The sequence below is a fragment of the Bradyrhizobium sp. IC4060 genome, from assembly GCF_020193715.1.
Taxonomy (GTDB): domain Bacteria; phylum Pseudomonadota; class Alphaproteobacteria; order Rhizobiales; family Xanthobacteraceae; genus Bradyrhizobium; species Bradyrhizobium yuanmingense.
This window is the reverse complement of sequence record NZ_JADYVJ010000002.1, coordinates 933,920-953,200: the sequence shown is the minus strand read 5'-3', so window position 1 is coordinate 953,200 and position 19,281 is coordinate 933,920. Positions and strand designations below refer to the sequence as shown.

At 64.4% G+C, this 19,281-nt stretch carries 16 protein-coding genes; 5 read left to right on the top strand and 11 right to left on the bottom strand.

Translation table 11 applies throughout. The annotated features are described in order from the left end of the window. Positions 1 to 189: 189 nt before the first annotated feature. The 4 genes from I6F16_RS11360 to I6F16_RS11345 all read right to left on the bottom strand — a co-directional run bounded on the left by I6F16_RS11360 (position 190) and on the right by I6F16_RS11345 (position 6,071). The gene (locus I6F16_RS11360; RefSeq protein WP_225112657.1) at positions 190 to 2,892 is read right to left on the bottom strand and encodes a nitrate reductase; all 2,703 of its coding nucleotides are present in this window, start codon (positions 2,890 to 2,892) and stop codon (positions 190 to 192) included. A 1-nt stretch (position 2,893) separates the two neighbouring features. Further along, positions 2,894 to 4,111, bottom strand: coding sequence for an FAD-dependent oxidoreductase (locus I6F16_RS11355; protein WP_225112658.1), 1,218 nt, complete (start codon positions 4,109 to 4,111; stop codon positions 2,894 to 2,896). Between the two features lie 10 nt (positions 4,112 to 4,121). After that, positions 4,122 to 4,550 (bottom strand): globin family protein, encoded by a 429-nt coding sequence (locus tag I6F16_RS11350; RefSeq protein ID WP_036004577.1) that lies wholly within the window; start codon positions 4,548 to 4,550, stop codon positions 4,122 to 4,124. Between the two features lie 129 nt (positions 4,551 to 4,679). Beyond that, entirely contained in the window at positions 4,680 to 6,071 is a 1,392-nt protein-coding gene (locus I6F16_RS11345) for an MFS transporter (protein WP_225112659.1), read from the bottom strand. A 97-nt stretch (positions 6,072 to 6,168) separates the two neighbouring features. Here I6F16_RS11345 and I6F16_RS11340 point away from each other — a divergent pair, with 97 nt between their 5' ends. Continuing rightward, positions 6,169 to 6,402, top strand: a complete 234-nt coding sequence (locus I6F16_RS11340) for a hypothetical protein (RefSeq protein WP_141697547.1) — start codon at positions 6,169 to 6,171, stop codon at positions 6,400 to 6,402. A 9-nt stretch (positions 6,403 to 6,411) separates the two neighbouring features. Here the strand turns inward: I6F16_RS11340 and I6F16_RS11335 are convergent, their stop codons facing one another. The 3 genes from I6F16_RS11335 to I6F16_RS11325 all read right to left on the bottom strand — a co-directional run bounded on the left by I6F16_RS11335 (position 6,412) and on the right by I6F16_RS11325 (position 9,498). After that, on the bottom strand, positions 6,412 to 7,206 hold the full coding sequence (locus tag I6F16_RS11335; RefSeq protein WP_036004558.1) for an ABC transporter ATP-binding protein: 795 nt from the start codon (positions 7,204 to 7,206) through the stop codon (positions 6,412 to 6,414). An 11-nt stretch (positions 7,207 to 7,217) separates the two neighbouring features. Next, the gene (gene ntrB, locus I6F16_RS11330) at positions 7,218 to 8,114 is read right to left on the bottom strand and encodes a nitrate ABC transporter permease (protein ID WP_074447510.1); all 897 of its coding nucleotides are present in this window, start codon (positions 8,112 to 8,114) and stop codon (positions 7,218 to 7,220) included. A gap of 64 nt (positions 8,115 to 8,178) precedes the next feature. Continuing rightward, positions 8,179 to 9,498, bottom strand: coding sequence for a CmpA/NrtA family ABC transporter substrate-binding protein (locus I6F16_RS11325; RefSeq protein WP_036004553.1), 1,320 nt, complete (start codon positions 9,496 to 9,498; stop codon positions 8,179 to 8,181). 676 nt (positions 9,499 to 10,174) lie between these two features. On the opposite strand from I6F16_RS11325, the gene I6F16_RS11320 reads away from it, so the two are divergent. After that, positions 10,175 to 11,014: a formate/nitrite transporter family protein gene (locus I6F16_RS11320; protein WP_036004575.1), complete on the top strand. Its 840-nt coding sequence runs from the start codon at positions 10,175 to 10,177 to the stop codon at positions 11,012 to 11,014. Between the two features lie 60 nt (positions 11,015 to 11,074). Continuing rightward, positions 11,075 to 12,811 (top strand): bifunctional protein-serine/threonine kinase/phosphatase, encoded by a 1,737-nt coding sequence (locus I6F16_RS11315; protein ID WP_225112660.1) that lies wholly within the window; start codon positions 11,075 to 11,077, stop codon positions 12,809 to 12,811. 75 nt (positions 12,812 to 12,886) lie between these two features. On the opposite strand, the gene I6F16_RS11310 is transcribed toward I6F16_RS11315, so the two are convergent. Next, the gene (locus I6F16_RS11310; protein ID WP_057026771.1) at positions 12,887 to 13,756 is read right to left on the bottom strand and encodes an NmrA/HSCARG family protein; all 870 of its coding nucleotides are present in this window, start codon (positions 13,754 to 13,756) and stop codon (positions 12,887 to 12,889) included. 102 nt (positions 13,757 to 13,858) lie between these two features. Between I6F16_RS11310 and I6F16_RS11305 the strand changes: the two genes are divergently transcribed. Beyond that, positions 13,859 to 14,749 carry a LysR family transcriptional regulator gene (locus tag I6F16_RS11305; protein WP_036025875.1) on the top strand — a complete coding sequence of 297 codons (891 nt, stop codon included), beginning with the start codon at positions 13,859 to 13,861 and terminating at the stop codon, positions 14,747 to 14,749. A gap of 16 nt (positions 14,750 to 14,765) precedes the next feature. Here the strand turns inward: I6F16_RS11305 and I6F16_RS11300 are convergent, their stop codons facing one another. Continuing rightward, complete coding sequence (locus I6F16_RS11300; protein ID WP_225112661.1) at positions 14,766 to 15,683, bottom strand: dioxygenase; 918 nt, start codon at positions 15,681 to 15,683, stop codon at positions 14,766 to 14,768. 160 nt (positions 15,684 to 15,843) lie between these two features. On the opposite strand from I6F16_RS11300, the gene I6F16_RS11295 reads away from it, so the two are divergent. Next, positions 15,844 to 17,118 carry a serine hydrolase domain-containing protein gene (locus I6F16_RS11295; RefSeq protein ID WP_225112662.1) on the top strand — a complete coding sequence of 425 codons (1,275 nt, stop codon included), beginning with the start codon at positions 15,844 to 15,846 and terminating at the stop codon, positions 17,116 to 17,118. A 274-nt stretch (positions 17,119 to 17,392) separates the two neighbouring features. On the opposite strand, the gene I6F16_RS11290 is transcribed toward I6F16_RS11295, so the two are convergent. Then, entirely contained in the window at positions 17,393 to 18,712 is a 1,320-nt protein-coding gene (locus tag I6F16_RS11290) for a TRAP transporter large permease (protein WP_036025880.1), read from the bottom strand. Next, on the bottom strand, positions 18,709 to 19,224 hold the full coding sequence (locus tag I6F16_RS11285; protein WP_036025883.1) for a TRAP transporter small permease: 516 nt from the start codon (positions 19,222 to 19,224) through the stop codon (positions 18,709 to 18,711). The genes I6F16_RS11290 and I6F16_RS11285 overlap by 4 nt, the downstream gene beginning before the upstream one ends. Between the last annotated feature and the right edge of the window lie 57 nt (positions 19,225 to 19,281).

Sequence of the window (19,281 nt, the reverse complement as noted above, 5' to 3'; positions counted from 1 at the left end):
CGCGGCACCATACGGCACATTAGCCGGCGCGTCGATTGGGGTGGTCCACATTGCAATGGTGCGGGCGCTGCGTAGGGTGGGTTAGCCCCGGGGCTGCGCGAAGCGCAGTCCCTTGGCGTAACCCACCTCTTTCGCTTCCGCATTGACGAAGAGTGGTGGGTTACGCTGCGCTAACCCACCCTACGAGACCTATCCCGCCGCGCTCGCGACCTCCGCCTGCTGTGCAGGCACTTCCGTCATCGCAATCAAGCGTTTCAGCTCGGGAATGCAGGAGCCGCAATTGGTGCCGGCCTTGAGCTTGGCGCCGATGTCGGCGGTCGTGCGCGCGCCGCCAGCGATGCTGTCGCAGATGGTGCCGCGGCCGACGCCGAAGCAGGCGCAGACGATCGGGCCGGTCGAGGCCGCGCCTTCACAGGATTTGCCCGACAGCAGCATGCGGCGCTGTTCGTCCGTGACCTGATCGGCCACGAACAGGCTCTTCACCACCTCCCAGTCGCCGGCATCATGCGCGGGGCCGACGAACAGGCAGGTCTCGATGCGATCGCCTACGAACGAAGCTGCGCGAAAAACCCCGCCGCCGAAATCGCGATATTCGGCAACGTCCTCGCCGGCGACGCTCTCGAGCCAGGCGGGCCAGCGGGCGAGATCGGCATTGTCGGCGAAGAGATAGCCGAAGCCGCCGCTGACGGTCACGCGCGTCCACAACAGGTTCTGCGGCAGATCGAGCGGCTTGCGCGACAATGCAAAGCCGCGGAAGACGAATTCGTAAGGCGCGATCGCGGCCGGCGTCGCCTTGGCTTCCGGCTGTCCCGAGAACGGATCGGTGAACGGTGCTACCATCGCCCCGACGCGGCCGTGCGAGGCGTTCATCGCGCTCCAGTGGATCGGCACGAACAGCGTGCCGCGCTGCTGCCACTCGCTGACGACGACTTTCAGGATGCACTGGCCGTAATCGGTGGTGATGCGGGCATAGCCGTCATGGACGATGCCGTATTTGCCGGCGTCGTCGGGATGGATCTCGACGAAAGGCTCGGGCAGATGCGCGCCCAGGCGCTGGCTCAGGCCGGTGCGCGTCATGGTGTGCCACTGGTCGCGGATGCGCCCGGTGTTCAGCCTTAAGGGGCGCGACGGACCGGTCTCGCCGCGCAGCGCCGGCACCTCCGGCGCAACGAAGCGGCCCTTGCCGTCATTGGTGAAGAAGCCGCCAGCAGCGAAGAAGCGCTCGCCGGGCGTCCCGCCCTCGCGCACCGGCCATTGCACCGGCTTCAAACCATCGAAGGCATCGTCCGACAGCGAGGTCAGCGCGCCGATGTCGAAATCGCGGCTGCCATTGTTCTCGAACGCCGAGAGCGCGGCATGCTCGCGGAAGATATCGGCGGCCGATTTGTAATTGAAGCTGTCGCCGAAGCCGAGGCGCTTTGCGGTCTCGCTCAGGATCCACCAGTCAGGACGCGCTTCGCCCGGCGCCGGCAGGAACGCGCGCTGGCGCGAGATGCGCCGCTCCGAATTGGTCACCGTGCCCGACTTCTCGCCCCAGGCCAGCGCCGGCAGCAGCACGTGCGGGCCGGCCGCGACGGTGTCGTTGGAGAGCACGTTCTCGGACACCACGAACAGCTCGAGCTTCTTCAGGGCATCGCGCACCATGTCGGCATCGGGCAGCGACACCGCGGGGTTGGTGCCCATCACCCAGAGCGCCTTGACCTCGCCGCGATTGATCGCCTCGAACAGCTGCACCGCCTTCAGGCCTTCATGGGTGGCGATGCGCGGCGCCTTCCAGAACCGTCTGACGCGGTCAATGTCGGGCGGCGTGAAGCCCATATGGGCGGCGAGCATGTTGGCGAGGCCGCCGACCTCGCGGCCGCCCATCGCGTTGGGCTGGCCGGTCAGCGAGAACGGCGAGGCGCCCGGCTTGCCGATGCGCCCCGTGGCGAGATGGCAGTTCAGGATGGCGTTGACCTTGTCGGTGCCCTGCGCCGACTGGTTGACCCCTTGCGAATAGAGCGTGACGACCTTCTCGGTGTCGCGGAACATCCTGAAGAAGGCGGCGACGTCCTGCTCGGAGAGGCCCGTGGCGAGCGCGGTCGCAGTGACGCTGCCGGCGATGCTGCGCGCGCGCGCCAGCGCTTCGTCGAAGCCAGACGTGTTCTGCGCGATGTAATCCTGGTCCAGCACGCTATTGTCGGCGAGATGCACGAACAGGCCGGAGAACAGCGCGGTGTCGGTTCCGGGCTTGAGGCCGAGGAACAGGTCGACATCGCTGGCGGTATCGGTGCGGCGCGGATCGATCACGATCATGCGGGCGCCGCGCTCCTGCCTGTTCTTCAGCATGCGCTGGAACAGCACCGGATGACACCAGGCCGCGTTCGAGCCGACGAAGACGAGCAGATCGGCCTGGTCGAGATCCTCATAGCAGCCAGGCACCGTGTCGGCGCCGAAAGCGCGGCGATGGCCCGCAACCGAGGACGACATGCAGAGCCGGGAATTGGTGTCGACATTGGCGGTGCCGACAAACCCCTTCATCAGCTTGTTGGCAACGTAATAGTCCTCGGTCAGCAGCTGACCGGAGAGATAGAACGCGACTGCGTCCGCGCCGTCGCGCGCGACGATGTGCTGCATGCGGTGGGCGACGTGGTCCAGCGCATCGCTCCAGGCGACCCGCTCCAGCACGCCCTTGCAGCGGATCATCGGATAGAGCAGCCGCCCTTCCAGCCCGACGGTCTCGCCGAGCGCGGAGCCCTTTGAGCACAGCCGGCCGAAATTGGCGGGATGATCGGGGTCGCCCGCGATCGCCGCGCCGCCCTTGCCGTCGGGCGTCGCCAGGACGCCGCAGCCGACGCCGCAATAGGGACAGGTGGTCTTGGTGGTGCGGAGATTTGGATCGATCGCCGTCATATCACGCCGCTTTCGAAGGCTGCGCCAGCGCGCGGCCGAACATCATGTCGGTGCGGATCGAAGCGACCTTGTCGCGATTGCGGATCAGCTCGAGGTACCAGAGCGCATCGATCGTATCGCCGATCAGCACCGCCCCGGTGAGCCGACCGTCGGCGATGACGAGCTTCTTGTAAGTGCCGCGCCTGCGATCCGACAGCACGAGGCTCTCGCTGCCCTCCCCGCCCATGAAGTCGCCGGCGGAGAACACGCTGACGCCGGAGACCTTCAGATTGGTCGAGACCACGCTGCCCTGATAGGCGGCGGGCCGGCCGGCCAGATGCCGCGCCAGCACGCGCGCCTGCTCGTAGGCGGGCTCGACCAAGCCATAGCAGGTGCCGCGATGCTCGGCGCATTCGCCAAGCGCAAAGATGTCGGACGCGGAGGTCTGCATCACGTCGTTGACGACGACGCCGCGGTTGACCGCGATCCCCGCCTCTTTCGCCAGCGCGACGTTCGGCTTGATTCCGGCGGCGAAGATCACCGCATCGGCCTCGATGCGGCTGCCATCGGCGAGCTCGACGGCCTGGACTTGGCCCTCGCCGTGGATGCGGGCCGTCGCGGCATTGAGCATGACGCGGATACCCTTGCGCTCGACCAGCGTCTTGAGCAGGTCGGCCGCGGGCGCGTCGAGCTGACGCTCCATCAGTCGATCCATCAGATGCAGCAGCGTCACCGGCGCGCCGGCCTTGGCGAGACCGTAGGCCGCTTCCAGCCCGAGCAGGCCGCCGCCGACCACGACGACGCGCTTCCTGGCCGCGGCCAGTGTCAGCAGCAGGTCGACGTCGCGGGTGTCGCGAAACGTGTGCACGCCGGCAAGATCGGCGCCTGGCACGTTGAGCCGCAGCGGCGTCGATCCCGTGGCGAGCACGAGCTTGGAATATTCCATGCTCTCCTCGCCCGCGATCTTGAGCTCACGGCGGCCGACATCGATCTCGCTGACGCGATAGCCGTAGCGCACCGTGACGCCGCGGTCTCGCCACCAACCGGCCGGCCGCAGCTCGATCTCGTGCGAGCCGGTCTCGCCCGCCAGCACGGAGGAGAGGAGCACGCGATTGTAAGCGAGCCGCGGCTCTTCGCCGATCACGGCGACCGCATAGCGGCCGAGCGCGGTCTTGGCGAGCTCGTCGACCAGACGCGCGGCCGCCATACCGTTGCCGACGATGACCAGCGGTTCACTCACAACGCATCTCCTATTCGGCGGCCTGCGCTTGCGCGCCGTAGGCCTCGGACATCATGTAGCCGGACAGCACGCCATAGGCGTCGGTCCAGGCTGCGGCGAGTTCAGGCGTCCAGGCTTCGCCAAGGCCCTTCTCGAGGGTCCACAGCAAGGTGGCGCCGACCACGGGGTAGTGCTCGGCCTTGGCGCCATAATCGACGTGACGCTTGGCGAGCGCGGAGGCCGCGGGAAGAATCGATTCCAGGTTCGACAAGCCGCCGACTACGGCGGCGAGCATGCCCATCAGCTTCTTGCGCTGCTCGGTCATGTCCTCGGGAAACATCGCGCGCACGGACGGCGCCACCTCGAACAGTCGGTCGTAGAACAGCACCGCGGCGGCTTCCGAAATCGGGGCGACCTTGGCGAAGCTCTGCTGAATGAGAGTAATCTGCTCGGGCGTCATAATGTTCTCCTGTCTGTTTCGGTCTGCCTTCGTCCGCGCCATTGCGGACAAAGTTCATGGATCAAACGTCATCAGAGAGACTTCTCCCCGCGTACGGGGAGAAGCGACATTCGTGCCAGTTTGTCGTGCTCACACACGCGCCTCGGCGAGGCTTGGCGCGCCTTCGCCCTGCGGGCTGCGACGCAGGTAGAACCACCAGGTCAGAGCGAGGCAGGAGGCGTAGAAGGCGAGATAGACCACGAGCGCGAGCTGCGGCCCGCCGGTCATGGCGATCGACTTGCCGAAGCCGCTCGGGATCAGATAGCCGCCGACGGCACCGACCGCGCCGATGAAGCCGACCGCCGCGCCGCTCTCGATGCTCGCGGTCTTCAGGGCAGCGCTGCGTGCCGCATCGCCCTTGCCGCGCACCTTGAACAGGTTCTCCTCGCGGAAGATCGAGGGGATCATGCGGTAGGTCGAGCCGTTGCCGATGCCCGTCGTCACGAACAGGATCAGGAACATCGACAGGAAGCCGATGAAATCCTTGTGTCCGACGAAATAGAGCGCGCCGACCGTGGCGCCCGCCATCACGATGAAATTCCAGAACGTGATGATGGAGCCGCCGACCCGGTCTGCGAGCCAGCCGCCGAGCGGACGCGACAGCGAGCCGACCAGCGGGCCGAGGAAGGCGATCGAGATCGTCACGGTGGGGAATTGCGTCTTCAGCAGCAGCGGAAACGCCGCCGAATAGCCGATGAAGGACCCGAACGTGCCGATATAAAGATACGCCATGATCCAGGTGTGCTTGCGCTTGACGATCGCGAGCTGGTTCTTCACCGACGATTTCGCCGTGGTGAGGTTGTTCATGAAGAACACCGCGCCGAACACCGCGATGCCGATCGGCAGCACCCACATCAGGCCGGCATTCTGCAGGAAGATGCCGTCGACGGGCGTCGCCTGATATAGGTTGAAGACGGCGAGCGTCATCAGGATCGGGGTCAGGAGCTGCACGCTGGAGACACCGATATTGCCGCCGGCCGCGTTGAGGCCGAGCGCCCATCCCTTCATCCGGTCGGGAAAGAAGAAGGAGATGTTGGTCATGCTGGAGGCGAAGTTGCCGCCGCCGAGACCCGCGGTCGAGGCGACCAGCAGCATGAGCCAGAACGGCGTGTCGGGCTGGCTGACGAAATAGGCGAGCGACAAGGTCGGGATGAACAGGATCGCCGCGCTGAAGATGGTCCAGTTGCGGCCGCCGAACGTCGTCACCGCGAAAGTGTAGGGAAAGCGCATGAAGGCGCCGATCAGGCCCGGCACGGCGACGAGCTGGAACAGCTGGTCGGTGGTGTAGTGGAAGCCGGCCTGCGGCAGCTTGGTGGTGACGATGCTCCAAATCAGCCAGACCGAGAAGCCGATATGTTCGGCTACGATCGACCAGATCAGGTTGCGCCGCGCGATCGACTTGCCGGTCGTGTTCCAGAACGCCTCATCCTCGGGACGCCAGTCTGAAATCCAGCTGGAGTTCGGGGTCGGATTCTTCGTCATTGCGTATCCCTTCCAGGCTCACCGCTGCGTCGTTGCAGGCTCTGCCTCCGGTCACAGAGGCGCGCTCCGAGGCTTCACCCCCGGTGGCGAGATCACGATGCTGATTGATGATGTTGAGGGACGTCGTCGTTGGCGTCGCGCAAAGACGTTTCAATTTCCGTGCCAGTTGCGCGCATACGGGAAACACAGGGATTTCAGGATGTTATTCGTATTGCCCGAATTGTTTGCAGGGCTTTTCCGCACGCAAAATTTGCGTTTCGCTCAATCCCTGTGCGACGCACAAGGATTGAGCTTGATGTCGATTAATTGGGCGCGGGCAGATCTCGCGTGAACGCGTGACTTACGCGGCTTCGACGAAGCGATGACGCTCGTAGAGGAATTCGAGCACGCGCTGGCGACACTTCAGATATGTGGCGTTGGTCGCGAGGTCGAGCCGCTTGCGCGGCCGCGCCAGCGGCACTTCCAGCACCTCGCCGATGCGCGCGCTCGGTCCGTTGGTCATCATCACGATGCGGTCGGACAACAGCACGGCCTCGTCGACGTCGTGGGTGATCATCAGGATGGTGTTGCCGAGCTTCTGATGCAGCGCCATCACCGAATCCTGCAAGTGGGCGCGGGTCAGCGCGTCGAGCGCGCCGAACGGCTCGTCCAGCAGCAGCACCTTCGGCTCCATGGCCAGCGCCCGCGCGATGCCGACGCGCTGCTTCATGCCGCCGGAGATCTCCGATGGACGCTTGTCCCTGGCATGGGCCATCTGCACGAGGTTGAGATTGTGCATCACCCAGGCGTCGCGCTCGGCACGGGACTTGGTCTTGGCGAAGACCTTGTCGACGCCAAGCCTGACGTTTTCGTAGACGGTCAGCCACGGCAGCAGGCTGTGGTTCTGGAACACCACGGCACGATCGGGCCCTGGCGAGTTCACCTCGCGGTTTTCCAGCAGCACGCCCCCCATCGTGGCGCCGGTCAGCCCTGCGATGATGTTGAGCAGGGTCGACTTGCCGCAGCCGGAATGGCCGATGATCGAGACGTATTCGCCTTTCTCGATCGTCAGATTGATGTCCTTGAGCACCTCCGTGGTGGCGGTGCCGCGGGTGAAGACCTTGTCGATGTGGTCGAGTTTCAGGTAGGCGGTCATGTCCCCTCTCCTCAGTTCTGCGCGGTGCCGCGGGTGACGACCTTGCCGAGCCCCGCGATCAGGCGGTCAAGCACGAAGCCGATGATGCCGACATAGAACAGCGCCAGGATGATCTCGCTGATATGCGAGGAGTTCCAGGCGTCCCAGATGAAGAAGCCGATGCCGACGCCGCCGATCAGCATTTCGGCGGCGACGATCGCGAGCCACGACAGGCCGATGCCGATGCGCAGGCCCGTGAAGATGTAGGGCGCCGCCGCCGGGATCATGATCTTTGCGAAGAATTCCAGCGGATTGAGCTGCACCACCGCGGCGACGTTGCGATAGTCCTGGGGGATGTTGCGGATGCCGACCGCGGTGTTGATGATGATCGGCCAGATCGATGTGATGAAGATGACGAAGATCGCGCTAGGCTGGCCGTCGCGGAAGGCAGCGAGCGAGAGCGGCAACCAAGCCAGCGGCGGAATCGTGCGCAGCACCTGGAACAGCGGATCGAGCCCGCGCATCGCCCAGACCGACTGCCCGACCAGCACGCCGAGCGCGATGCCGGCGATCGCCGAGAGCGAATAGCCGAAGGCGACGCGCTGGAGACTGGCGGACAGATGCCAGAACAGGCCCTTGTCGATGCCGCCACGGTCGAAGAACGGATCGAAGATCAGCTCCTTGGTATCCGCAAACACTTTTGAGGGCGGCGGCAGCGCCGAGCCGGCTCGGCGGCAGACCAGCTCCCACACCAGCGTCAGCAGAGCGATCACGACCAGCGGCGGGATCACGCGCACGGCGGTCTCGCGTGCCATGCGTGCGTAAGCCTCAGTACGCGGGGGACGCTTCGGCGTCAGCGTGACGACCGGCGCAATCGTTGCAGCAGGCGTCGCGGTCTCAACCTCGATCTTCGTGGCAGTCATGTTCATCGCTATCTCTCTCCGGCGTGGCAGGGACGATGCGGCCGCCCCTAAAGGCGGCCGCAGGGCTCCATCAGACTTCGACGCGCTTGATCGCGAGCGACTTCAGATAGGCGGCCGGATTTTCGGGGTCGAACACCTTGCCGTCGAAGAAGGTCTCCTTTCCGCGCGAGGTGGTCGCCGGAATGTCGGCGGCGGCGACGCCGAGGGTCTTGGCCGCATCGCGCCACATGTCCTCGCGGTTGACCTTGGCAATCAGCGCCTTGGTATCGAAGTTCGGCTCATACTTGCCCCAGCGGATGTCCTCGGTGAGGAACCAGAGATCGTGGCTCTGGAACGGATAGGAGGCATGATCGCGCCAGTACTTCATGACGTGCGGCGAGTTCTCGACCACCTTGCCGGGGATGCCATAGTCGAACTTGCCGGCGGTGCGATCGTAGACGTCCTCGACCGGGCAGTTGATCCACTGCCGCTTGGCCATTATGGCGGCCAGCTCCTGCTTGTTTTCCGCCTTGTCGGCCCATTGCTGGGCTTCCAGCACGGCCATTAGGATCGCCTTGCTGGCCTTCGGGTATTTGTCGACGAAGGCCGCGCGCATGCCGAAGGACTTCTCCGGATGCTTATTCCAGATCTCGCCGGTGTTGACGGCGGTGTAGCCGATGCCCTGGTGGATGAGCTGGAGATTCCAGGGCTCGCCGACGCAGAAGCAGTCCATGGTGCCGACCTTCATATTCGCCACCATCTGCGGCGGCGGCACCACGATGGTCTCGATGTCCTTGTCGGGATCGATGCCGCCGGCGGCGAGCCAGTAGCGGATCCACAGATCGTGGGTACCGCCGGGGAAGGTCATCGCAGCCTTCACGGCCTTGCCGGACGCCTTCTTCTTCTCAAGCGCCGCCTTGAACGGCGCCGCATCGGTGCCGAGCTTGAGGTCGGCATATTCCTTGGCGACCGAGATGCACTGCGCATCGAGATTGAGCCGCGCCAGGATGTACATCGGCGTCGGCTGGTTGTTCTGCGTCACCTTGCCGGCCGAGATCAGGTACGGCATCGGGGTGAGGATGTGCGCGCCGTCGATGCCGTTGCCTTCGGAGCCGAGCACGAGGTTGTCGCGCGTGGTGCCCCAGGACGCCTGCTTCTGCACGTCGGTGTCAGGCACGCCGTGCTTGGCGAACAGGCCCTTGTCCTTGGCGACGAACAGCGGGCCGGCATCGGAGAGCGCAATGAAACCGAGCTTGGCTCCCTTGACCTCGGGGCCTGCGTCCTGCGCGAAGGCGCCGGCGGGGAAATTCAGCTTGGCGGCGGCGAGCAGTGCGGCGGTCGAGCCGGTGGCTTTCAACAATTGACGGCGGCTGAGGCCAGTCTCGGAGGGCCGGCGAATGCGCTTGGTCATAGGTCGTGTCGTCCTTTTGCGTCGTTGCGGAATGATTGCGTCAGTGCGCACGAGCAGCCCGTCCGTCCGTGACGCCAGAAAAAGGCGCATGCGAACGCGCGACGGGGAGACCCCGTTTGGGTGCGTCAGCAATTCGGATGAGAAGTCTCGCGGGACGGCTTCAATGGCGTCGGCCTGGAACTATTCAAGCTTCATGCCAAGCCTGCCACCGCCAAAAATGATGGATAATCAGATGCTTGGTAATTCCGCGTCTGACTAACGCAGCCCTGTTCCGCACGCGAAGTTTGCGATCTGCTCAATCCTTGTGCGCCGCACAAACGTTGTGCAGTCGCTCAAGCAAGAGGCGGCGCAGTTCTGCCAATCATCCCCCTGCAGCTGACATCCAGCTGAATTTGCTCGCTTTTTCGATCGACGCACCACGGCACACAAATTGCTTCTAAGGTTGCGTCAACGACGACTGCGGCTTGGCCGCATTGATGCAGCCTCTGGCGGCTGCATCCCGGAAGCTCACCTGCTTCGCGGTCTCCGGCTTCAGAGTCCTCGTGACGCGATTCCCAAGGCTTCCAGACTTTCCATAGCCCTCGTGCGCGGCAGGCTGCCCGCACGGCCGATGACGTTCAGCCGCGCCCTCGTCGGGGGCGTGTCGATCTCACTTACCAAGCAAAAGGAACCATTGATGTCGTATCTCGCGCCTTCGGAATTCGTCACCAAGATGGTGGATGCGGGCGAGTCCAAGATCTTCATGTCCACCCGGGATACCATCATCCGCGCCTACATGGCCGGCGCGATCCTGGCCCTCGCAGCCTGGTTTGCCGTCACGATCACCGTGAACACCGGCCAGCCGCTGGTCGGCGCGCTCTTGTTCCCGGTCGGCTTCGTCATGCTCTATCTCCTGGGCTTCGACCTCCTGACCGGCGTGTTCGTGCTCTCGCCGCTCGCGCTGATCGACAAGCGCCCGGGCGTTACGCTCAACGGCGTGCTGCGCAATTGGGGTCTCGTCTTCGTCGGCAATTTCGCCGGCGCCTTCACCGTCGCCTTCATGATGGCCTTCGTCACGACCTTCGGCTTCACGCAGGCGCCCGACAAGGTCGGCGCCGCCATCGGCAATATTGGCGAGGGCCGAACCCTTGGCTATGCCGCGCACGGTGCGGCCGGCATGGCGACGCTGTTCCTGCGCGGCATGCTCTGCAACTGGATGGTCTCGACCGGCGTCGTCGGCGCCATGATCTCGACTTCCGTCCCCGGCAAGGTCATCGCGATGTGGATGCCGATCCTGGTGTTCTTCTACATGGTGTTCGAGCATTCCGTCGTGAACATGTTCCTGTTCCCGTCGGGCCTGCTGCTCGGCGCGAAGTTCTCGATCATGGATTATCTGATCTGGAACGAGATCCCGACCGTGCTCGGCAACCTCGTCGGCGGCCTCGCCTTCACCGGCATGACCCTCTATGCCACCCACGTCATGACCCTGCCGAAGCGACAGGCGGAGAAGCCCGCGAAGCCCCGCGTCGCGGCCTGATCGAATAGGTATCGACAGGGGAGCCTCGCCCAAGCACGGTGAGGCTCCCCTCTCCCGGTGATGACGATGCCCCGCGGACTCCAGATCTCGGTCGGCCAGCATTCCGACAAGGGTCGCAAGCCCATCAACCAGGACTTTCACGGCGTCCTGATTCCGGAAGAGCCGCTGCTCAGCTTGAAGGGCATCGCGGCCGTTCTCGCCGACGGAATTTCCTCGAGCACGGTAAGCCAGATCGCCAGCGAGTCGGCGGTCAAGAGCTTCCTGATGGATTATTACTGCACATCGGAATCGTGGACGGTGAAGACCTCCGCCCGCCGCGTGCTGGAGGCGACCAATTCCTGGCTGCATGCGCAGACGCGCAAGAGCCAATATGCCTATGACCGCGACAAGGGCTATGTCTGCACGCTCAGCGCCATGGTCATCAAGGCAACCACCGCGCACATCTTCCATGTCGGCGATTGCCGCGTCTATCGCGTCGCCGGCAAGGCGCTGGAGCAACTGACCGACGATCACCGCATCATCGTCTCGTCCGAGCAGACCTATCTCGGCCGCGCGCTCGGCATCAATCCGCAGCTCGAGATCGACTATCAGGCGATCGAAATCGAGGCCGGCGACACCTTCCTGCTGGCAACCGACGGTGCGTACGAGTTCGTCGATGCGCGTTTCGTCACGAGTGCAATCGACGAGCACGCAGCCGAGCTGGACGGGGCGGCGAAGGCGATCGTGGAGGAAGCCTATCGGCGCGGCAGCGACGACAACATCACCGTGCAGATCCTGCGGATCGATGCGGTGCCGCAGCGCGATCCGGCCGGCATCTTCAATCAGAGCTCGGAATTGCCGCTGCCGACGCTGCCGGAGCCGCGGGCGATCTTCGACGGCTACCGGATCGTCCGCGAGATCCACGGCAGCAGCCGCAGCCATATCTACCTCGCCGTCGACACCGAGACCGAGCAGCCGGTCGCGCTCAAGCTGCCGTCGGTCGACCTACGCGACAACGCCGCCTATCTCAAGCGCTTCTTGATGGAAGAATGGATCGCACGCCGGATCGACAGCCCGCATGTGCTCAAGCCGCTGTCGCAGTCGCGGCGACGCGGCTATCTCTACGTCGCGACAGAGTTCGTCGAGGGGCAGACCTTGAAGCAGTGGATGACCGACAATCCGCGGCCCGATCTCGAAACCGTGCGCGGCCTCATCGAGCAGATCGCCGCGGGCCTGCGCGCCTTCCATCGCATGGAGATGCTGCATCAAGACCTCAGGCCCGACAACATCCTGATCGACAAGACCGGCACCGCCAAGATCATCGACTTCGGATCGGTCAGGGTCGCCGGCGTGGCCGAGGCGGCGCCGCCAGGGGAGGCCGACGAAATCCTGGGCACCGTCCAGTACACGGCGCCGGAATATTTCCTGGGGCATGGCGGCTCGCCGCGCTCCGACATGTTTTCGCTGGCCGTGATCTGCTACCAGATGCTGACGGGAAAGCTGCCCTACGGCACCCAAATCGCCAAAATCCGGCGCAAGGCGGATGTGCGAAAGCTTAAATATCGCGCCGCCGACGATGACCGCAACGTTCCTGCCTGGGTCGACGGCGCGCTCCGGCGCGCGCTCCATCCCGATCCCTACAAGCGGCACGAGGATCTCTCGGAATTCATCTTCGAGCTTCGCACGCCCAACCCGGCCTATCTCGACACGCGCATCACACCGCTCCTGGAGCGCAGCCCGCTGATGTTCTGGAAGCTGACAACGGCGGCGCTCGCCTGCGCCGTCGTCGTGCTGCTGGCCTTGCTGCATGCGCGCTGATCGAGATTGCCGCTCGCCACATGATTAATAGCGAGCGGCGCAGCCAGCCCGCCTGCGCTTCTGCTCTGGCAAGCCTCAAACGGGGGCCGCGATCTCGGCGACGAAGTCGCGATAGGAGCGCAAGGGACGGCCCAGCATGCCGGTCAGACGCTCGACGTCGCCGGGCTCAGGGATCATTCCCTCGGTGAGGAAACGCTCGCCCATCACCCGCATGTCGAAAGCCATCCAGGGCGGCATGAACTGCCTGAGGTTCTTCTCGAACCCCGCGGTGTCGTCTCCGCCGTAGGCGATCGCGCGGCCGAGCACCTCCGACCAGATCGCGGCGGCCTTCGCGCCAGTGAGTGTCTCAGGGCCAACAAGATTGATGCGTTCGAGCGGAAGCGGCGCTGCGGATGTCTCGCGGCGGATCAGTTCGATCGCAGCAATCTCGCCGATGTCGCGCGCGTCGATCATCGCAAGGCCCTTGCTGCCGATCGGCATCGGGTAGACGCCATATCCGGTCACGGCATCCTTGATCATGAGTTCGTTGTTCATGAAATAGGCGGGCCGCAGGATGGTCGCCTTGAAGCCCATCTGCTCGATCATGCGCTCGACCCCGAACTTGCCGGCGAAGTGCGGCACATTCACGTAGAGGTCGCTGTGAATGACCGACAGATAGACGAACCGCTCAATGCCGGCTTCGCGGGCAAGGTTGAGCGCAGTCAGCGCCTGAGTGAATTCGTCCGGCACCACGGCGTTGAGCAGGAACAGCGTCGAGACGCCCGAAAACGCAGTGCGCACGGAATCGACGTCCAGCAAGTCGCCCTGGGCGACGGCAACACCTGCCGGAAGGTTGGCCTTCTCGGGATTTCGGACGAGTGCGCGCACATCGGCGCCGCGCTTGACGAGTTGCTCGACGACGTTGCGGCCGATGGTGCCGGTGGCGCCGGTAACGAGGATGGTCATGGGATCACTCCGGTTGGGTATTGGAAGACACCCGGAAACTAATGATCCACATGCGAGCCGATAGGCGTTATATTTGGACAGACCGTCTCATTGGTGGAACAGATGGATTTGCTTGCGCTCGCCGATTTCAATCTCGTCGCCCGTCACGGAGGGTTCGGAAAGGCCGCGCGAGCAGCGGGGCGTCCGAAAGCGACCTTGTCTCGACGTGTGTCCGAACTGGAGAGCAGTCTTGATCTGCGTCTGTTCGAGCGCGGCGGGCGCACGCTCAAGCTCACCCAGGAAGGGCGCGCGCTCTATGAGCGGACGGGCGCACTCCTCACCGAGCTCGACGAGACCGCGGCCGCGATCGCCTCGGGCGGGGACAAGCCAAAGGGCAGGTTGCGGATCAGCGCACCCCTGCTCTTCTCGCAAACCGCGATGGGCCGTCTCGCGGCCGGCTTCGCCCTTCGGCATCCGCAAGTCCGCCTCGAAGTTACGACCGATGACCGCTACGTCGACATGATCGAGGAAGGCTTTGATCTCGTGATCCGGGTCAATCCCGATCCGGATGAAAGCCTGGTCGGCCGCATCTTCTTGCGCGACCGAATGCTGGTCGTCGCCAGCCCCGCTCTGAAGCACCCGAGAGGAAACCTCGCCGTTCCGGCCATCGTGCGCGGCGATGACAAAGCTGCGGTTTGGGACATCAGACGGCCAAGCGGCCCATCGCGCATCGCGATCGATCCCGTGCTTCGACTGTCATCCCTGATGATGGTTCGCGATGCCGTGAGAGCCGGTATCGGCGCCGCGAGGCTGCCGCTGTCGCTCGTCAGCCACGATCTTGCCGCCGGCACGCTCGTTCGCTGGGGCGACGTCGAGGGAGCCGACATCGCCCTATGGACGCTCTATCCCTCGCGGCGATTGCTCAGTGCGCGCGTCTCCGCTTTCCTCGATCATCTGAAAGACGCCTTTCCAAAGGGTACGCCCGACGAGTTGGCAGCCTATATCGGGGGATGACTGAGATTTCGCATCCTCACGCCGGCTCGGTCGCCTTCATCCCGAGCGGCTTCGGCGCCATGCCGCCGCCCGGCTTGAGGTGGAATTCGTAAGTCATCAAATGCCACCGCCCGTTCGCCGTGGTGCCGTCGGGCATCTCAAGGTCGTTGCGCGGCTCGACCTTGGCGACGAGGTCGTCCTTCACGCCGAACACCACGTCGGAGTCGAGATATTTGTCACCGTCCATGAAGACGTGCGTGATCAGCGGCTCATAGCCTCTGGCATTGACCAGGAAGTGCACATGCGCCGGGCGCATCGGGTGGCGGCCGGTCTGCACGATCATCTCGCCGACCGGACCATCGGTCGGGATCGGATAGCTGCACGGCAGGATGGTGCGGAAGAAGAAGCGGCCATCGTCATCGGTGATGAAGCGCGCCCGCGCCGAGGCGCCGACCTCATCGTAGTTCGGCTTCTGGGAATCGTAGAAGCCGTCGTCATCGGCGTGCCAGACGTCGACGGGAACGCCGGCGAGCGGCTTGCCCGCGAGATCGGTGACGCGGCTCTGCACGAACATCCGCTCGCCGGTCTGGTTGTTCGGCGAGATGTCGGTGCCGTGCGCAGTCACCTTGTGCTCGCCGACATAGAACGGACCGAGCACTGTGGTCTCCGTGGCGCCGTCGCGATCCCTGTGATTGACGGCGTCGACGAGCATGGAGACGCCGAGCACGTCGGACAAGAGGATGAATTCCTGGCGGGTGTCGGTGCATTTCTGCCCGGTCCGGGTCAGGAAATCGATGGCATATTCCCATTCCGCGAAGGTGAGACCGGTCTTGCTCACGTAATCGTGCAGCGAGCTCACCAATTCCTGCAGCAGAAATTTCGCGCGCGTATCGGGCGTGTGGTCGAAGCTCCTGACGACGGCTTCGGTGAGTTCGGTCTCGGTGAACTGAGTCATGGTGCGTTTGCCCTCGCGTTCTTCTCGTTGGCCCTGGCGGGCTCTTTGCGTTCCGAGCCCGAGTCTACACCAGCCGGCCCGGCCTCGTTAAGCGCAACCGGCTTGGAATGCGGCCGTCATTTCGGTATCAACTTTCCGACAAAACGCCCCGGAGGAACTGATGCTCGCCCCCACCCCCGCTTCGCCCGAATCCGTCGGCATGTCCAAGGCCGCGCTCTACCGTGTCGATGCGCATCTCAAGCGGCGGTACATCGATGCCGGCCGTTTCCCGGGCACGCATCTTCTGGTCTACCGCCGCGGCAAGGTCGCGCACAGCTCGGTGCAGGGCTTTGCCGATGTCGAGCGCAAGGTGCCGGTGAAGGACGATACGATCTATCGCATCTATTCCATGACCAAGCCGCTCACCAGCGTCGCCTTCATGATGCTGGTCGAGGAAGGCCTCGTCGCCATCGACGAGCCCGTCGCGAAATATATTCCGGAGTGGAAGGACCTCGGCGTGTTCGTCGCCGGCACCTATCCGGCGTTCCTGACCCGGCCGCCGTCGCGGCCGATGCTGATCGTCGACCTCTTGCGCCACACCTCCGGCCTAACCTATGGCTTCCAGCAACGCTCCAACGTCGATGCCGCCTACCGCAGTGAAAAGATCGGCGAGGTCGAAAAATCAGGCACACTCCAGACCATGGTCGAGGGCCTGGCCAAGATCCCGCTGGAGTTTTCGCCGGGCGAGGCCTGGAATTACTCCGTTGCAACCGACGTGATCGGCTATCTCATTGGCAAGATCTCCGGCATGCCGTTCGAGCAGTTCCTGAAACAGCGCATCCTCGATCCACTTGGCATGACCGACACCGACTTCCACGTCCCGGCCTCGAAGGCGCATCGCTTCGCCGCCTGCTATTCCGCCGATCCCGGCGGCGGCATGACCTTCCATGCGGGCCAGCGCCGCGAGGGGCTGACGCTCCAGGACGACCCGGCAACGAGCTCGTTCCTGTCGCCGCCCTCGTTCATCTCCGGCGGCGGCGGGCTGTGCTCGACCGTTGCCGACTATCTGACCTTCTGCCGTGCGCTGCTCAATGGCGGCGAGCTCGGCGGCGTCAGGCTGATCGGGCCGAAGACGCTGGCGCTGATGACCACCAACCACATTCCGGGCGGCCGTGCGCTGCCGGACGTCTCGCGCTCGCTGTTCTCGGAAGCGACCTATAACGGCATCGGCTTCGGTCTCGGCTTCGCCGTGACCATGCGCCCGGCTGAGACATTGATCGCCGGCAGCCCCGGCGAATACAATTGGGGCGGCGCCGCCACGACCTCGTTCTGGATCGATCCGGCCGAGGACCTGATCGCGATCTTCATGACGCAAGTGCTGCCGTCGAGCGCCTATCCGATCCGCCGCGAGCTGCGCAGCATGGTCTACGCCGCGATCACTGAAAGCAATCTGTAGCCCACCGCGACGACCCCGCGGCCGTCGGCCGCGGCAGCACGATCGCATATGACTCGCTGCGGCGGCCTGCGAGCACGCCTCGTCCTTCGAGACGGCGCTTACGCGCCTCCTCAGGATGAGGCTAATCGGCGTCAGTGCCCGTTTCGACTGCTGCCGCACACTTCGTCCTCATCCTGAGGAGCCCGCCTAAAGCGGGCGTCTCGAAGGATGGCCACGGGGAAAATCCCTCAGATGCGATAGCCCTGCCCGGCTGCGGGGTCCTCCTATCAGGCGGTCACTTGAGCATTTCCGGCACGATCAGGCGCGGCAGGAACAGCGACACGCTGGGCCAAATGATCACCGCCGCCAGCACGAGTAGCATCGGGATCAGCATGATGACCGTGTCCTTCAGGGCATAGCGCAGCCGCACGCCCGCGATCGAACAGGCGATCATCAGACAGAGGCCATAGGGCGGCGTCACCAATCCGAAGGCCAGCGAGACGATGGAGATGATCGCGAACTGGACCGGATGCAGATCGACGGACCTGGCGAGCGGCTCCAGCACGGTGCCGACGATGATGATCGCGGGGATGGCGTCGAGAAAGCAGCCCACCACCAGAAAGCAGAAGGCGATGAAGAAGCCGGCCGCGACGGGACCCATGCCCCATGTCGAAACGTTCGCCAGCAGTTCTTGCGGGATCTTGTAATAGGCCAGCAGCCAGCCGAACGCACTGGCGGTGCCGACGCAGAACAGCGCCACGCCGGCGAGGCGCCCAGTGTCGAGCAAGGCTCTGTACAATTCACGGATTCCCGTCTCGCGGTAGAAGAACGCCGAGAGCACGACGGAATAGAGCACGGCAACGCAGGCGGACTCGGTCGCGGTGAACCAGCCGAGCAGAATGCCGCCGACGATGATGAACGGCGTTATTAACGCGGGTATCGACCGCCAGATGGCGCATCGCATGTCGACCCAGGTCGACTTCGGATAGGTCGGGTAGCCGCGGCGCACCGCATAGACGTGCACCGTCGCCATCTGCGCGCCCGCGATCAGCAGCCCGGGCACGATACCGGCCAGATACATCGCCGCTATCGAGGTCGAGATCAGACCGCCCCACACGATCATCAGGATCGAGGGCGGAATGACGACCGCAAGAACCGCGGAGGCCGCCGTGATGGCAATGGAAAACGAGAGGTCGTAGCCCTCCTTGGTCTGCGCATCGATGAAGATCTTCGATTGGCTCGCCGCATCCGCAGTGGAGGAGCCGGAGATGCCGGCAAAGAACACCGACAGCACGACGTTGATCTGCGCCAGCGACCCCGGCCAGTGCCCGACCATCGAGCGCGACAGCGCCACCAGGCGATCCGTGATACCGCCGATACTCATCAGGTTCGCCGTCAACAGAAAGAACGGCACCGCGAGCAGGATGAACGAGTTGTACGCGTTGAAAGTCTCCTGCGCGAGCGTCATCAGCGACAGGCGCGGCTCGATCAGAAGGATCGGCACGCAGGCAAGGCCCAGCGCGAAGGCGACCGGCACGCGCACGATCAGCAGGCCGACGAAGACCCCGAACAGCACCATGGCGGCCTGTCCGGCAGAAAGTACAGTGCCGTTCATTGCTGTGCCCCGACCAGAACGCGCAGTTCATCGAGTATCTGTTCGCCCGCAAACACGATCCAGGTCACGCCGGCCACCGGCCAGGCAACGTGGATCAGCCAGAGCGGCAGATCGGCCAGCTCCGACGTCCTGTTCCAGGCGAAGCGTGTGAATTCGATGCCGGCCGACACGAACACGAGGGCCAGTGCCAGCACGCCGATCCGCGCGATGATCCGCACTGCGGCCTCCGACCGCCGCGACAAATCGGGCCACACGTCGACCTCGAAATGCTGAGCCTCGCGGATGCCGACCATGGCGCCGATCATGATCGTCCAGATGAACAGGAATCGCGCCATCTCCTCGGTCCAGATGTAGGAGGGAATGAACGGCGTGTAGCGCGAGACGATCTGCAATGTGACGGGGATGACCAGGATGCCGACGCAGGCGGCAAGCAGGAATTCCAACAATTTCGCATAGGCCGCGGTGACGCGACGCCACAGCGACGGTGTGGACGGGACGTGCATTTCGGACATTGGAGCTCCGTACGGCGCTCATCCGCCATGTCCGGGCAGGAAGCGGGGCCTGCCCGG